The organism is Desulfacinum hydrothermale DSM 13146 (assembly GCF_900176285.1).
Taxonomy (GTDB): Bacteria; Desulfobacterota; Syntrophobacteria; order Syntrophobacterales; family DSM-9756; genus Desulfacinum; species Desulfacinum hydrothermale.
Genome location: NZ_FWXF01000008.1, coordinates 98,877 through 113,484 on the forward strand (window position 1 = coordinate 98,877; position 14,608 = coordinate 113,484).

18 protein-coding genes are annotated in these 14,608 nt (G+C 62.5%); 16 read left to right on the plus strand and 2 right to left on the minus strand.

The annotated features are described in order from the left end of the window. The first annotated feature begins 5 nt into the window (after positions 1-5). The 6 genes from B9A12_RS08805 to B9A12_RS08830 all read left to right on the plus strand — a co-directional run bounded on the left by B9A12_RS08805 (position 6) and on the right by B9A12_RS08830 (position 4,518). The gene (locus B9A12_RS08805) at positions 6-269 is read left to right on the plus strand and encodes a hypothetical protein (RefSeq protein WP_084057517.1); all 264 of its coding nucleotides are present in this window, start codon (positions 6-8) and stop codon (positions 267-269) included. 68 nt (positions 270-337) lie between these two features. Then, positions 338-1,111, plus strand: a complete 774-nt coding sequence (locus tag B9A12_RS08810; RefSeq protein ID WP_084057518.1) for a ParA family protein — start codon at positions 338-340, stop codon at positions 1,109-1,111. After that, positions 1,104-1,991, plus strand: coding sequence for a ParB/RepB/Spo0J family partition protein (locus B9A12_RS08815; RefSeq protein ID WP_170920480.1), 888 nt, complete (start codon positions 1,104-1,106; stop codon positions 1,989-1,991). Before B9A12_RS08810 ends, B9A12_RS08815 begins: the two co-directional genes overlap by 8 nt. Continuing rightward, entirely contained in the window at positions 1,988-2,524 is a 537-nt protein-coding gene (gene cobU, locus B9A12_RS08820) for a bifunctional adenosylcobinamide kinase/adenosylcobinamide-phosphate guanylyltransferase (protein WP_084057520.1), read from the plus strand. The genes B9A12_RS08815 and cobU overlap by 4 nt, the downstream gene beginning before the upstream one ends. Before the next feature lie 110 nt (positions 2,525-2,634). Continuing rightward, a complete protein-coding gene (gene cobS, locus B9A12_RS08825) occupies positions 2,635-3,378 on the plus strand; it encodes an adenosylcobinamide-GDP ribazoletransferase (RefSeq protein WP_170920481.1) in 744 nt (247 codons plus the stop codon). 87 nt (positions 3,379-3,465) lie between these two features. Further along, positions 3,466-4,518 (plus strand): biotin--[acetyl-CoA-carboxylase] ligase, encoded by a 1,053-nt coding sequence (locus tag B9A12_RS08830; RefSeq protein WP_170920482.1) that lies wholly within the window; start codon positions 3,466-3,468, stop codon positions 4,516-4,518. Here the strand turns inward: B9A12_RS08830 and dksA are convergent. Both dksA and moaC read right to left on the minus strand, forming a co-directional pair. Then, a complete protein-coding gene (gene dksA / locus B9A12_RS08835; RefSeq protein WP_084057523.1) occupies positions 4,515-4,877 on the minus strand; it encodes an RNA polymerase-binding protein DksA in 363 nt (120 codons plus the stop codon). The two genes, B9A12_RS08830 and dksA, sit on opposite strands and share 4 nt — an antisense overlap. 78 nt (positions 4,878-4,955) lie before the next feature. Beyond that, entirely contained in the window at positions 4,956-5,471 is a 516-nt protein-coding gene (moaC, locus tag B9A12_RS08840; RefSeq protein WP_084057524.1) for a cyclic pyranopterin monophosphate synthase MoaC, read from the minus strand. A gap of 129 nt (positions 5,472-5,600) precedes the next feature. Here moaC and B9A12_RS08845 point away from each other — a divergent pair, with 129 nt between their 5' ends. The 10 genes from B9A12_RS08845 (at position 5,601) to B9A12_RS08890 (ending at position 14,570) form a co-directional block, all read left to right on the plus strand. Further along, positions 5,601-6,131, plus strand: a complete 531-nt coding sequence (locus tag B9A12_RS08845) for a GNAT family N-acetyltransferase (protein WP_170920483.1) — start codon at positions 5,601-5,603, stop codon at positions 6,129-6,131. A gap of 2 nt (positions 6,132-6,133) precedes the next feature. Next, the gene (locus B9A12_RS08850; RefSeq protein WP_084057526.1) at positions 6,134-7,387 is read left to right on the plus strand and encodes an alpha-D-ribose 1-methylphosphonate 5-triphosphate diphosphatase; all 1,254 of its coding nucleotides are present in this window, start codon (positions 6,134-6,136) and stop codon (positions 7,385-7,387) included. Then, a complete protein-coding gene (phnC, locus tag B9A12_RS08855) occupies positions 7,374-8,204 on the plus strand; it encodes a phosphonate ABC transporter ATP-binding protein (protein ID WP_212636878.1) in 831 nt (276 codons plus the stop codon). The genes B9A12_RS08850 and phnC overlap by 14 nt, the downstream gene beginning before the upstream one ends. A 29-nt stretch (positions 8,205-8,233) precedes the next feature. Then, positions 8,234-9,124, plus strand: coding sequence for a phosphonate ABC transporter substrate-binding protein (gene phnD / locus B9A12_RS08860; RefSeq protein ID WP_084057528.1), 891 nt, complete (start codon positions 8,234-8,236; stop codon positions 9,122-9,124). Between the two features lie 225 nt (positions 9,125-9,349). After that, positions 9,350-10,459: a phosphonate ABC transporter, permease protein PhnE gene (gene phnE / locus B9A12_RS08865; protein ID WP_084057590.1), complete on the plus strand. Its 1,110-nt coding sequence runs from the start codon at positions 9,350-9,352 to the stop codon at positions 10,457-10,459. Between the two features lie 11 nt (positions 10,460-10,470). Then, positions 10,471-11,478, plus strand: a complete 1,008-nt coding sequence (locus B9A12_RS08870) for a sugar phosphate isomerase/epimerase family protein (RefSeq protein WP_139796560.1) — start codon at positions 10,471-10,473, stop codon at positions 11,476-11,478. Beyond that, positions 11,433-11,888 carry a phosphonate C-P lyase system protein PhnG gene (gene phnG / locus B9A12_RS08875; RefSeq protein ID WP_084057592.1) on the plus strand — a complete coding sequence of 152 codons (456 nt, stop codon included), beginning with the start codon at positions 11,433-11,435 and terminating at the stop codon, positions 11,886-11,888. The genes B9A12_RS08870 and phnG overlap by 46 nt, the downstream gene beginning before the upstream one ends. A gap of 3 nt (positions 11,889-11,891) precedes the next feature. After that, positions 11,892-12,497 carry a phosphonate C-P lyase system protein PhnH gene (phnH, locus tag B9A12_RS08880; RefSeq protein WP_084057529.1) on the plus strand — a complete coding sequence of 202 codons (606 nt, stop codon included), beginning with the start codon at positions 11,892-11,894 and terminating at the stop codon, positions 12,495-12,497. A 2-nt stretch (positions 12,498-12,499) separates the two neighbouring features. Beyond that, a complete protein-coding gene (locus tag B9A12_RS08885; protein WP_084057530.1) occupies positions 12,500-13,636 on the plus strand; it encodes a carbon-phosphorus lyase complex subunit in 1,137 nt (378 codons plus the stop codon). Position 13,637: 1 nt separating this feature from the next. After that, on the plus strand, positions 13,638-14,570 hold the full coding sequence (locus B9A12_RS08890) for an alpha-D-ribose 1-methylphosphonate 5-phosphate C-P-lyase PhnJ (RefSeq protein WP_084057531.1): 933 nt from the start codon (positions 13,638-13,640) through the stop codon (positions 14,568-14,570). Positions 14,571-14,608 lie beyond the last annotated feature (38 nt).

The window sequence follows — 14,608 nt, forward strand, 5'->3', positions numbered from 1 at the left end:
AAGCGGTGCGCTTCGAGCGGATTCAGGTTGAGACCCGCGATGACTACCGCGGCGCCCAGGAACCCATCGCCTTCGTGTGGAGAGACGAGACCCACAGGGTGGAACGGGTGGAGGACCGCTGGTACGAGGGCTACCTGGACGCGCGGCGGGTGCCCATGCGCTACTACCGGGTGCGAACCCTTTCGGGGCGGCGCTTCATCCTGCGCTACCACGAGCTCTTTGACGCGTGGAGCCTTCGGGTGCCCCCGAAGGAGACTTCCGGACCGTGACCTTCCGGAAGGTGTGTTCCACGTGAAACACCGGGAAGGACTTCCAAAGGAGACGTTTTCCAACCGTTATGGCCCACATCCTTGCCATCGCCAATCAGAAGGGGGGCGTGGGGAAGACCACCACCGCCATCAACTTGGCCTGCGCCCTGGCCCAGACCGGGCGCCGCGTGCTGCTGGTGGACTGCGATCCCCAGGGCAACGCCTCCAGCGGCCTGGGGCTGCGCATCTCCGAGCCCGACAAAACCCTCCATCGGGTTCTTTTGGAAGAAAACGGGGCCCCGCCGCTCCACCGGCCCCTGGACGAGCTGAGCCTATGGATGATCCCGGCCAATCCCAGCCTGGCCGCCACCGAATGGAAACTGACCGCCACGCCCGGCTCCGAAACGGTCCTGGCCTCGCGCCTCAAGCCCTTGGACGAGCGCTTTCACTTCATGATCCTGGACTGCCCCCCGTCCCTGGGCCTTCTCACCGTCAATACCCTGTGCGCCGCCCATTCGGTGCTCATCCCCCTCCAGTGCGAATACTTTGCCATGGAAGGCCTGAGCCTCCTTCTGGACACGATCCGCAAAATCAAGCTCCGCTGGAACCCGTCCCTGGCCATTCGGGGCATCCTGCTCACCATGTTCGACCGACGCAACAACCTGTCCCACCAGGTGGCCACCGAAATCCGAAAGCACCTGGGGGCCCGGGTGTTTGAGACCCTGATTCCCAGGAACGTGCGCCTGAGCGAAAGCCCGAGCCACGGGCTGCCCGTGATGCTCTACGATCGCCACTGTGCGGGCAGCCGTGCCTACGCCGCGCTGGCCCACGAAATCCTCCAAAAGGGGGCGGACCGTGCATGACAAGAAAAAGGGGCTGGGCCGCGGCCTGGACGATCTGCTCCCGTCCACCGACTGGCTCCAAAACGAAGCCGTGGAAGTCTTCTACTGCGCCGTGGACCGCCTTGAGCCCAATCCCTTCCAGCCGCGCCACACCATTGCTCGAGACGACCACTTCCAGGAACTGGTGGCCTCCATCCGCCAAAGCGGGGTGCTCCAGCCCATCCTGGTCACCCGCCCTGCTGACGGGGGTCCGTACCAGATCGTGGCCGGCGAGCGGCGCTGGCAGGCGGCCAAGGCCGCCGGTCTCAGCGAAGTGCCGGTGATCGTGCGGGAAACCACCCAGCGCGACGCCTTGGAGCTGGCCCTGGTGGAAAACATCCAGCGCCGGGACCTGAACTGCATCGAGGAAGCCCAGGCCTACCACCGCCTGAAGACCCAATTCGGGCTCACCCAGGAAGAGATCGCCCAGCGGGTGGGAAAGAAGCGGGCCACCGTGGCTAACCTGCTGCGCCTGGTCCACCTGCCCCGGGCCATCCAGGAAGACGTGCTCAACGAACGGCTCACCATGGGCCATGCCCGGGCGCTCCTGGCCCTTCCCAGCGAAGAGGCCCAGTTGCGCGCCCGCGATCAGGTTCTGCAAAGGAACCTGTCCGTTCGCCAAACGGAAGCGTTGGTGCAGCGCATGCTGGCCGCCCCGACCCGATCCCGGCGCCCCGCCCGGCCCTTCCGCTCCCTGGAAAGCGCCCTTAGCCGACGCTTTCAGACCAAGGTGTCCGTCAAACGCCGGGGGGACAAGGGGACCATCGCCATCACCTTCACCGGCCAGGAGGATCTCCAGCGCCTGCTGGCCCTGCTGGGGATCGAACCGGACGGGGAGCCGTCCGAGGAGGGCGGATCATGAGCGCACCGCTCACCCCGCACCTGGTGCTGGGCGGCGCTCGAAGCGGGAAGAGCACCTTCGCGGAATCCCTTGTGGCCGCCTTCCCACCTCCCCACGTCTATGTGGCCACGGCCCAGGTGCTGGATGCCGAGATGGAAGCCCGGGTGGCCGCCCACCGGGCCCGGCGCGGATCGCACTGGCGCACCGTGGAATGCCCGCTGGATCTACCGCAAACCCTGAGCGAACTGGACCGGGAGGGATCCCCGATCCTGGTGGACTGCATCACGTTGTGGCTGTCCAACCTGCTGGCGGACCGCGGGGATGCGGGGGCCAAGGACGCGGTGGAGCGGCTCTGCCGGGTTCTGGAGGCCACGGCATCGCCCGTGGTGCTCGTATCCAACGAGGTGGGCTGCGGGATCGTGCCCGCCAATGCCATGGCCCGCACGTACCGGGATCTGGCGGGCTGGGCCAATCAGCGTCTGGCCGCTGCGTGCCGGGCGGTGACCCTGGTGGCAGCGGGACTTCCATGGACCTTGAAACCCCAAAAGCCTTAGCCCCACATGCCAAGCACCCTCGAAGCGCCCCGCCCAGGCCGCTGCCCAGGCGAGAGACGGCGTCAAACGGGGTGCCCGTCCCGGCGAGGCGCAGGAGCGACCTTACGCACATGATCCAAGGATTTCGCACCGCACTGGCCTTTCTCTCGCGACTCCGTCTTCCGGGGGGCGGGACGGCCGTCCTGGAGCCCCGGGATCTTGCCCGCTCCTTTGCCTTCTTTCCCGCGGTGGGCCTCGTTTTGGGGTGCCTTCAGGCGGCGGCCGCCGTGGGCTTGGCCGCCTTACCCCCCGCCCTTTCGGCAATATGGGTACTGGCGCTGACCACATGGCTGACCCGGGGGCTTCATCTGGACGGTCTGGCCGATGTGGCCGATGGAGTGGGGGGCGGGTTCGACCCCCAAAGGCGGCTGGCCATCATGAAAGACAGCCGGGTGGGCGCCTTCGGGGTCATGGCCCTGGTGTTGGGCCTGCTGGTCAAGGCGGCGGCCTTGGCGCAGCTCCTCCAAGGTCCCCATCTGGGCCCCTTGGTGGTCGTTCCCATGATCAGCCGCGGCGCCATGGTCTGGTGCGCCTACAAAATCCCCTATGCGCGCTCGGAGGGCGGATTGGGAAAGCCCTTCGTGGATCATGTGGGCCGGCGGGAAATCGTCTGGAGCACCGCCACGGCGGCGGGGGTCGTGGCCCTGGGGCCGTGGACCTTGTGGCTCCTGGCGGCGGCGGCCCTCACGGTCTGGGCCGTTCGACGCCAATCCAAGAGATGGCTGGGAGGTATCACGGGAGATGTACTGGGCGCCGCCAATGAGGTGGTGGAGATGGTGGGCTACACCCTGGCGGCGTTATTGGCGGCGACCTGATCCCGTGTCTTCTGAAAGCGTTCGCCGGTGCCGAGCATGGGGAATCCGGCGGGAGGCGAACCAGCAAACCAGAAAGGGGGATGCCGCGTGGCAGGTACCGAACCGACCCACCGGCCGATTCTGAGAGCTCTCAGCGAGGCCCACGGCGAACCGATCACGGGTGAGGCCCTGGGCCGGAAGCTGGGGATCAGCCGGACCGCCGTGTGGAAACAGGTGCAAAAGCTCCGCTCCATGGGCTACCCCATCGAAAGCCTGGGCAAGAAAGGCTATCGGCTGGCGGGTCCCGTGGATCTTCTGAGCCGCCAAGAGCTGGCCCCTCGACTCACGACCCGGTGGTTGGGACACCACTTGGAACATCACCAAAGCGTGGGTTCCACCAACGAGCGCGCCATGGAACTGGCTCGCGCGGGAGCGCCGAACGGCACGGTGGTGGGGGCGGAAGCACAAACCCAGGGCCGCGGCCGACTGCAAAGGTCGTGGAGCTCGCCCATGGGAAAGGGCATCTATGTGTCCCTCGTCCTGAGGCCGGAGCTGCCGCCGCGCCGAGGCCCCGAAATGACGCTGTTGGCGGCCCTGGCCCTGGCGGAATCGATCCGGGACGCGTGGAACCTGGACGCCCGCATCAAATGGCCCAATGACCTGCTCCTTTCCGACCGGAAGGCGGCGGGGATCTTGACGGAAATGCAGTCGGAATCCGAACGGATTCAGTTCCTGGTGGTGGGCACGGGGATCAACGTGTTCCAGACGCGGGAGGACTTGGGAGGGGACCTCCTGTACCCGGCCACCTCGCTGGCGCTGGAGCTGGATGCAGCAATGTCCGGCGCCTATGCACGACCTCCCCATCTGACCCGGGCGAAGGTGCTGGCCGGCTATCTCAACCGTCTGGAAACCCTATACGAGGGATGGGTTCAGGAAGGTCTGGCACCGTACCTAAAACGACTGAAGGAACGTTCCGCCGTCTTGGGCCGATACGTCCGTGTGCAGACAGGGGAAACGACCGTCGTGGGCCGAGTGACGGACATTGCGCCCGACGGGGCGCTGGTCCTGGAAGAGAATCGGGGCGGGCAACGGGCCCTCTACGTGGGCGATATCCTGCGGGTGCGGCCGGCTGAGCAGGCCGCCGGTCCAGAAGGCCCCTAGGCCTCCCGAACCTTTTCCATGGCTTCCTGGCGCCGCTTGCACTCGATGCACAAGGTGGTGACGGGCCGAGCCTTGAGACGGTCGATGCCGATATCGTCTCCGCACTCTTCGCAGATTCCGAAAGAGCCGTCTTCGATCCGCTGCAGGGCTTCCCGGATCTTCAAGATCAGCTTCCTCTCCCGATCCCGAATCCTCAGCATAAAGTTCCGGTCCGACTCGAGAGACGCACGGTCGGTGGGATCGGGGAACGTCACGACCTCATCGGTCATCCCCGTAACGGTCTTTTCCGCCTCAGCGTAGAGCTCTTGGAGTCTTTGTTCCAGGATCTCTTTGAAATAGGCCAGTGTCTCTTTGTCCATGGGGAACCTCCACGCGGTGGATTGAAGGAAATAGTCGCTAGCACAGGCCATGCCGGTTTGTAAAGCGCAAAGTCATGATCACGCCTCGTCGGAGACGGCAAAGGTGCCGCTTCGCCCCCCGCTCTTGTAGACCAGCCGGATACCTTCCAAACACATGGTCCGATCCAGGGCCTTGCACATGTCGTAGATGGTGAGTGCCGCATGGGCCACGGCGGTCAGGGCCTCCATCTCCACCCCGGTTCGATCGCAGGTCTTGGTGCGCGACTGGAGGCGGATGCCGGGAAGATCCTCGTCGGGCTCAAACGAGACCTCCACGGCCGTGAGCGGAATGGGATGGCACAGGGGGATGAGTTCCCACGTCCGCTTGGCCGCCATGATGCCCGCCAGGCGGGCGGCTTCCAGCACGTTTCCTTTGGCCACCTCCCCCTCCAGGATCCGCTTCAGCGTCTCGGGAGCCATGCGGACCCGGCCCACGGCCCTGGCTTCCCGCCAGGTGGGGGCCTTGTCGCTCACATCCACCATCTTCAACCGGCCCTTCTCATCCAGATGTGTCCACGATGGAGCGTTTGAAGGCACGGCGTCTCCTTTCCTCATTAGTGCCCATTGTCACAGTCATTCCACAAAGTCCCAACGATTCCGTCACACAAAGGTGGTCTCATGCACCCCGTGATCCAATGGATCGTTGGTCAAAAAATGGACTGTAAAGAAGATAAGGAACCTACCATGAGCGAGCACGGCCATGAAGTGAAATTCACCTTCCGGGATGCCGGCGCGGACGACCTGATGGATGTGCTGGCCCTGCTGCTGCACCTGGGCTATCCCTGTCCGTCCCATGAGCTGGCACCCGTTTACCGAGCTCTTCTCGATGACAGCCATTACCGTTGCATCTTGGCCCTGGTGCCAGGCGACGATGTGGTGGCCGGGATGGTCACCTTTCGCACTCTGCCCACTCTTCGACTGGCCGGAGTGCAGACGACCATCGAAGAACTGGTGGTCTTGCCGCCGTGGCGCGGCCTGGGGTTGGGAAGTGCCCTGGTGGGTCTGGCCATGGCCGTGGCGGAGAGCCAGGGGGCGTCGCGCCTGGAGGTGATCACCAGCGAGCAGAGGGAAAGTACGCGCCGCCGGTTTTACGAAAAGGTCGGCCTGCAAAGGGCCATGTCTCGAGTCTATCGGCTGGACTTGTCCCAGAAGAAGGCCGTTTCTCCCCAGGCGGATCTTGAGAGCGAAAAAGTGAACGTGCTGTGGGGAGAGTGAGCATGAAGACCCTTCTCTACGGTGGCCCGCTTTTCGACGGCCGAAACCTGTACTCCCAGGGATCCATCCTCTTTGATGAAGAGGGCATTCTTGCCCTGAACAACTCGGTGGATGCCCCTGACCCTTCCCGTCAGAGTCTCCATGTGGACAGCGCCCTGATCGTGCCGGCACTGGTGGATCTGCACTGCGATGCACTGGAAAAGTGCATCGAGATGCGCCCGGGGGTCCACTTCGACCCCGAATTCGCCCTGCAGGCTTTGGATCGAAGGTTGGCGGCGGCGGGGATCGGCACCTTTTGTCATGCAGTGAGTTTCGCGGACAACGACCTGGGTTTGCGATCCCCGGATCGGGCGGCTGAGCTGGTTGGCACCATTCGGCACTTTGCGCGCTCCAAAGCCGCGACGGTTCGTCATTTGGTTCATGCGCGCTACGAAGTGGGATCTCGCCGTGCCGCAGGGGTGCTCATGGAATTGCTGGACGATGGTGTGGTGGATGTGGCGTCCATCATGGACCACACGCCCGGCCAAGGCCAGTTCCGATCCTTTGAAGCCTACGAACGGTACTACTCGGGAACATACAGCCTCAGCCGCGAAGAAGTGTTGGCCATGGCCAGGGAAAAACAGGATCTGCGCTCCGAAGGCTGGCGTCAAGTCAGACGAGTGACCCAGCGGATCCTCGACCACGGGATCCCGCTCCTGAGCCATGACGACGATACGGCCGAGAAGGTGCGATTGGTGGCGGGCCTGGGGGCCGGAGGGTGCGAATTTCCCGTCACTCTGGAGGCGGCCCGCGAGGCCAAAGCGCGCTCCATGGGGGTTCTTGTAGGAGCGCCCAACGTGGTTCGTGGCGTTTCTTCCAACGGGCATCTGAGCGCACGTTCCGCGGTGGCCGCAGGCGTCGTGGATGCCTTGGTCAGCGACTACTACCCCGAGTGCCTTCTTCAGGCGCCCTTTGTGTTGGCCGCTGGTGCGGGCGGAAGTCTCCGGGATCATCTGGCCAAGACAACGGAAGGGCCGTCCAAGATCCTGGGGCCCGGCCACGTGTGCGGCAGCCTGAAGCCGGGCCGGCCTGCCGATGTGGCGGTTATCCAAACGAACGGACCCTGGGTTTGGGTGAGTCATCTGTGGATCGGCGGGCGCAAGGTTTACGAAAGCCATGTTCCAAGCGGAAAAGGCGCGGACGAGGCCCTTCGGCCGCCTCTCCCCGTGGAACGAAGAGTGTCGACTATAGGGAGGAATGAACATGAGTGTCCATAGTGCGGTGCCAATGGAAGCGAACCAGGTTCCCTTGGTGGAGGTTCGTGATCTGGTCAAACGCTATCCATCGGGAACCACGGCGCTCAAAGGAGTGAGTTTTCAGGTGAGCGTGGAAGACTTCATCGTGATCATCGGCTGTTCCGGTGCCGGCAAATCCACCCTGCTTCGCTGCCTCAATCGGCTTCTCAAGCCGACTTCCGGTCAGGTTCTGCTTCTCGGTGAGGACATCTCGACCGTCTCGAGCGCCAAGCTCCAGAGGGTTCGTCGGCGGGTGGGCATGATCTTCCAGCAATTTCATCTGGTGCCCCGCCTGACCGTGCTGGAGAACGTCCTGGCGGGGCGGCTGCGTTTCCAAAGCGCACCCGTTCCCCACACCCTCTCCTTGGCTCGGATTTTCCCTAAACGGGACAAGGAACTGGCGTTCCGTTGTCTCCAGGAAGTGGGGATCGAGCACCTGGCCTTGCAGCGGGCCGACACCTTGTCCGGAGGGCAGCAGCAGCGCGTGGCCATCGCACGGGTTCTGGCCCAGGAACCGGAGGTGATTCTGGCCGACGAACCCATTGCCAGCCTGGATCCGCGAAGCGCCTCGACGGTGATGAATCTGCTGCGGCAAATCCACGAAAGAAAGGGCATCCCGGTCCTGGTGAACTTGCACCACCTGGATTTCGTCAGGCGATACGCCGGGAGAATCCTCGGGATGCAGAACGGACGGCTGGTCTATGACGGACCTCCATCTCTGCTGGAAGCGGAGCTGGTGGAACGGATCTATCAGGGTAGTTGCGATGTGGCGTGGGAGGAGCTTCCCGCCTGCGCCTAATTTTGAACCCATCAAGGAGGTAGGAAATCATGGACGGTGTTAAGAAGATGTATGTCATTGCAGCAATCTTTGCTTTTGCCCTGTGTGCCGCCTTTTCTTCCGGAGCCTGGGCCGATCCGGGGCAATGGCCCAAGACCGTTCGGTTGGGGCTCATCCCCACGGAAGGAGGGGCGGACATTGTCAAGCGGTTCCAGCCTCTCATCGAGCATCTGGAAAAGACATTGGGAGTGAAGGTGGAGGCCAAAAGTGCTTCGGACTATGCAGGTGTGATCACGGCCATGGCCCACAAGCACATCGATTTCGCCTATCTGGGGCCCAAGAGCTACACGGAGGCATCAGAGAAGGCCAATGCGCAGGCGGTGGCCTGCGAGAAAAACAAAAAGGGTGAACCGGGCTACTACGGGATCATCATCGGCCGGACGGGCTCCGGCATCAAGACATTGGAAGATGCCCGGGGCCATGTGTTCGCCTTTACAGACCCCAACTCCACATCCGGTTATCTGGTTCCCAACGTGCTCTTCTACCGGGATCTGAAGGTGGATCCGCGCCAATACTTCAAGGAAGTCAAATTTTCCGGATCCCATGGAGCCAGCATCCTGGCCGTGAAAAACGGATCCATTGAGGTGGCCGCCACCAACAACATCGATTTGGACCGCATGGCGGAAAAGGGCCAGGCTTCCTGGGACGATTTCAACATCTTATGGAAATCCGATCTCATTCCAGGCTCGCCCATGTGCGTGCGGAGCGATCTTCCGGAGAGTCTGAAGGCCGCCTTCGCCGGAGCCCTCATGATGTTCAACAGCAACCAGCAGGGGCTTGAGAAGCTTCAGATCGGGGGCTATCAGCCCGCAGACGACACCACCTACGATGTGATCCGATATCTGAAACAGCTCAAAAAGCAGCTGGCCCAAGCTTCCTGAGGGGAACGCCTGCCTCTGGTCCGGTCCGTGCAGGCGAAAACGGCCCGCTCGGCAGGGCCCCCATCCGCGGTACGCGGCATGCCGCTCATGCGGATGGGGGGCGGGCCCTCACGCAAGGCAGGGTAAGCCCTTTTGAGAATCCTTCGCTGTGTGTTTTCAAAAGGGCCCTCAGTGAACCTTCTGAAAAGGATTCCCCGGACGATGGAATCCTATGGAAATGAGGATATGAGTCTGACCGATACGCAGACTGCCGTGTCCCAGCCCACCTGGTGGCCCTCCTGGAGTTCCCTGAAAAAGGCCCTGATCACGACGGCGGTTTTCGCCGTGCTGGCCGTCACTTATGTGTGGACGGGAATCAATCCCGTGAAGCTCTATCAAAAGAGAGAAAACGCCTGGACCTACCTCTTCGGGCGTCGTCTGACCCAGGAGGAACTCCAGAATGCCCGACGGCAAGCGGAGCGCATGCCGCTTATCGTTCTCACCCAGGAGATCCTTCAGGAATTGAAGCAGGATGCCCGGCAGCGGGGCCTTGGGAAAGACCCAACAGCCTTGTATCGGCTGGCCCAGGAACAAGCCCGGAAGCGGCTGGAAACCATGCCGGTGGAGCGTCGGGAAGCGCTGGTTCGTAAGGAATTGGCGCGCATCGTGGATGAAAAGCGCGGCGGGTTCTTTCCGCCGGAGATGCGGGCAGGGCCTTTGCGCACCTACACAAAGGCGCTTCTGGAAACGGTGGCCATGGCCGTTTGGGGTAGTCTGCTGGCCATCGTGTGGGCCCTGCCCGTTTCCTTCCTGGCGGCGCGAAACAGCCTGGAGGTGCTCCTGCCTGGCGACAGACCCATTTTTCGTTGGGCCCGCACCACGTGTCAGTTCTTGGTGCGCCGAGTGCTTGACTTCTGCCGGGGTTTCAACGAATTCGTCATGGCCCTGGTCTTTGTGGCCGTCATCGGGTTGGGGCCCTTCGCCGGTGTAATGGCCTTGGCTATCCACACCTTTGGCATTCTGGGGAAGGTTTTCAGCGAGGCTATCGAAGCGGTGGAGTCCGGACAGGTGGAAGCGGTGGCCGCCAGCGGAGCCGCTCCTCTTCAGGTCCTTTCCTTTGCGGTGCTGCCCCAGGTGATGCCCTTGGTGGTCAGCTACAGCTTGTTGCGTTTCGAGTCCAATGTGCGCAGTGCGACCATCCTGGGATTCTGTGGAGCGGGGGGCATCGGTTTTCTCGTGTTCGACAAGCTCAACGGATACCAGTACCGGGAAGTGGCCACCATGATGCTGCTTGTGATCGTCAGCGTGACAATCATTGACTATTGGTGCGGCGCTTTGCGCCGGCGTTTCATTTGAGGAGACATGTCGTGATCATTGGTTCCAAAATCGACGAGGTTCGTGTGGATGGGAATCTGAGCCGATTCGCCGACGACCTCAAGCGGCTTCGCCAGGCGGGCATGCAAGCGGTGGAGGTGCCTCCGCACGGGCTGGACGCCATTCGGGCCGGCCGGCTGGATGTGAAAAGAGCCGAGGAAGCGGCCCGCATTCTCCATGACAGTGGTATGGATCCGGCTGCGGGGGTCGCGTTGAGCCTCCATGCGCCCAACCCCATCAATCTCATGGATCCCGCGGATTCCATGCTCCATGCGGATGTTTTGAGGGCCACTCTGGAGTTGGCCGCCCGTCTGGAGGCCTCCTGTGTGGTGGTGCACGCGGGCCGATACATCCCCGAAGAAGCCTTCGCCGTCGGTTATGAACGTCCGTCCCGGGCGGCGTGCTGCCGCATGCTGGAACAGGAAAGGGAATGGCTCCTGGACGTGGCCTTGGAATTTCCCGACCAGGTTCTGTGCGTGGAGAACGTCCGTCCTTACCGTCATCACAGCCCCTATTGCTATGCCGAAGACCTGGAGTCCCTGGGTGTTCAGGTTCGGTCGTTGGGTCTTTCCAACGTTCGCGTGACTTTGGATGTGGGGCATGCGCACATGGCGGCGCACTACTATGGTACGGACCTTTTGAAGGGGGTCCGCTCGGTGCGCGACCTGATCGCCCACGTGCATGTTCACGACAACTTCGGTGGTGTGGTGGGCCACCACGAAAAGCAGCAGACCCATCAGATTCCCTTCGGGCGGGGGGACAGTCACATGCCGGTGGGCTGGGGGAGCGTTCCGCTGGAAGCCGTGCTGCGGGAACTGCTCCCCGGCTATGGCGGGCTGTTCATCATGGAGTTGCGAAGTCGCTATTGGCAGCACCTGGAAGAATCCGCCCGCAATCTGGAGGACCTCATTGGGCGGGTTGAGGGCGCCCTTGGACGCTGCCGGGAGGAGAACGAATGGACCGATCAGCCCCATTCCATGAAGAACGTCGTTGGTGGATGAACGTCCTGGCCGAATCGGAGCCTTCCGACCTGGAGACACTGTGGGATCGATACGGGGAAAAGCCGGACTATCAAGTGGTTCAGGGTCCGGAAAGCGGTCTGATCAAAGTTCAGGCAAGAATCGGCGGCAAAGGACGGCGATTCCATGTGGGTGAGATCACCGTCACCCGCTGTAAGGTTCTGATTCCCGGAAGTGCCGTGGGGACGGCCATGGTCCTGGGCTGCCGGCCGCGCCACGCGGAGATCGCCGCCGTTCTGGATGCCGCCCTGCAGGACAAACGTCGGAGATCCCATCTCCTGGAATCGGTCGTAAGACCGCTGGAGCGCCGCCTGAGGGAAGCCCGGCGCCGGGAAGCCGCCAGGGTGGCGGCTACCCAAGTCAACTTTTCCACCCTGGTTCGAGGAGAATAGATCATGGTGTTTCATCAGGCGGTGGCGTTCGGACCACCGATGGGTTTTGGGGATCCTGTACTGGACAGTCAGAGGGTTTTTCGGGTCCTTTTGACCGTGATGTCCTATCCGGGACGAATCCTAAAGGTTACCCCTCTTCCGCAGGTTCCCGACGGTTTGTGCGAGGCTTCCTGGAGCGTGTTGCTGACACTGGCCGACGATGCCGTCAGCCTGTGGACGGATCTGCCGGAAAGGTCAGCCGCGCGGGAAAGCATTCACGGTCTCTGTGGAAGCCCCGTGGCGGAACGGCCGGGAAAAGCGGATCTGGTCCTGCTTACGCGACCCACGGAGCTCGAGCCTCCCTATGATTTCCGCCTGGGCACCGAAAGACGGCCTGAGCTCGGTGCAACCATAGTGATTCAGGCGGCGACGCTGAGCGTGGGCGAGGGCTTTGCCCTTTCGGGGCCGGGGATCTGCGACGAATCCTTTCTGAAGGTGACCGGAGTCCCGGAATCCTTTTGGGCGTGGCGGCGCAGCCTTGAAAAAGAATACCCACTGGGAGTGGATCTGATCCTCACGTGCGGGGCATCCCTTGCGGCGATCCCGCGGACCACTCGAATGGGAGAGTGATCATGTACGTTGCGGCCAAAGGTGGTGAAAAGGCGATTGCCAACGCCCATCGGTTCCTGGCGGAGAAGCGTCGGGGGAACCCCCAGTTGCCGGAAATGAGCGTGGAGCAGATTCGGGAACAGCTCGGCCTGGCCGTGGACCGGGTCATGGCGGAGGGGTCCCTGTACGATCGGAATTTGGCGGCCCTGGCCGTGAAGCAGGCCCAGGGAGATCTGGTGGAGGCGGCCTTTCTATTGCGGGCCTACCGGACCACGCTTCCCCGGTTCAGCCCGTCTCCGGTTGTGGATACGGGAAGCATGCGTGTTCTTCGGCGCATATCGGCCGCCTACAAAGACCTGCCCGGCGGCCAAGTCCTGGGCCCCACCTACGACTATTCCCATCGCTTACTGGACTTTTCATTGATGGAGCCGGAAGCCTTTGCCGCCAACGTGGTCTACCTGGTGGACAAGATGATCGCGCTTCCATCGCGAATACCCCGGCTGACGGAAATCGTGGGTTCCGACGACCTGGTGGAGACTCCGCAGGAGGAGCCGGACCAGGACCCACCGGTTCCAGACATCACCGAAGAGCCCTTGGAGTTTCCCGCATCCCGCAGCGCCCGTTTGCAAGCCTTGGCGCGGGGCGATGAGGGGTTTCTGTTGGGATTGGCCTATTCGGCCCAGCGGGGGTTCGGATTCCAGGGGCATCCCTTTGTGGGGGAGATTCGCATGGGATACGTGCCGGTGGAAGTGGAGCTGCCCGGAGAAGACGTGAAAGTGCGGATCGGGTCGATCCTGGTGACCGAATGCACCATGTTGAGCCGTGCGGAGGAGACGGGGGGCTGCCCGTTCGGTTTCGTGCAGGGCTATGGATTGGTCTTCGGTGCCAATGAGCGAAAGGCCATGGCCATGGCTCTGGTGGATCGGGCCCTGCGGTCCCGGGAGTTGGGCGAAGAGGTGCGTTATCCGGCTCAGGACGAGGAATATGTGTTGCGCCATTGCGACAATGTGGAATCGTCCGGATTCGTTCAGCACCTGAAACTGCCGCACTACGTGGATTTTCAGGCGGAACTTGTGCACGTGCGCCGACGCGACGTGAAGAAATCTCAAGGCGCGGACGACCAGGGTCCATCTTCCGTCGGATCCGCTGGGGAGGGATGACATGAGCAGAACACCCGGTTTGACTGTGCCCAATCGATCCACGGAAGGCGGATACGCCCGTGGGGGGGCGTTGAAAGGGCTTCCGGGGTACAACTTCGCCTTTCTGGACGAAGTGACCAAGCGCATGATCCGCCGAACCCTCCTCAAGGCGGTGGCCATTCCCGGACACCAGATCCCCTTTGCAAGCCGCGAGATGCCCCTTCCCTACGGATGGGGCACAGGTGGCATCCAGATCACCGCATCCATTATCGGGCCGGACGACGTGCTCAAGGTGATCGACCAGGGAGCGGACGATACCACCAATGCGGTGAGCATCCGGAGTTTCTTTCGCAAGACGGCGGGTGTGGCCACCACCACCCGGACCGGCGAGGCCACCGTCATTCAGACGCGGCACCGGATTCCTGAACAGCCTTTGCGGGAAGACCAGATTCTGGTCTATCAGGTGCCCATTCCCGAGCCGCTTCGGTTCATCGAACCCCGGGAGGAGGAATGCGGCAAGGTACATGCCTGGGCGGATTACGGGATCATGTACGTGAAGCTCTACGAGGACGTGGCCCGCACAGGTCGCATCGCCACCACATTCGACTATCCGGTTGTGGTCAACGGCCGCTACGTCATGAGCCCTTCGCCCATTCCCAAGTTCGACACCCCCAAGATGCATCGGATGCCGGCCCTGCAACTTTTCGGGGCCGGGAGGGAAAAGAGGATCTACGCGGTTCCGCCCTATACCGACGTGAAGCCTCTGGATTTCGAGGATGTGCCGTTTGAGATCGAAAGGTGGTCGCGGTGTTGTGCTTTGTGTGGAGCCACCGAGCACTACCTGGATGAAATCGTGACGGACGATGTGGGCGGACGCCGGTTCGTCTGTTCCGATAGTGACGCGTGCGCGCAAAGAAGAGCGAAAGCGGCACGGGATTTGTCCGGGAATTCATGAACCTTGCATCATGAACCAAAAGAGCCGGTCTTGAGGGG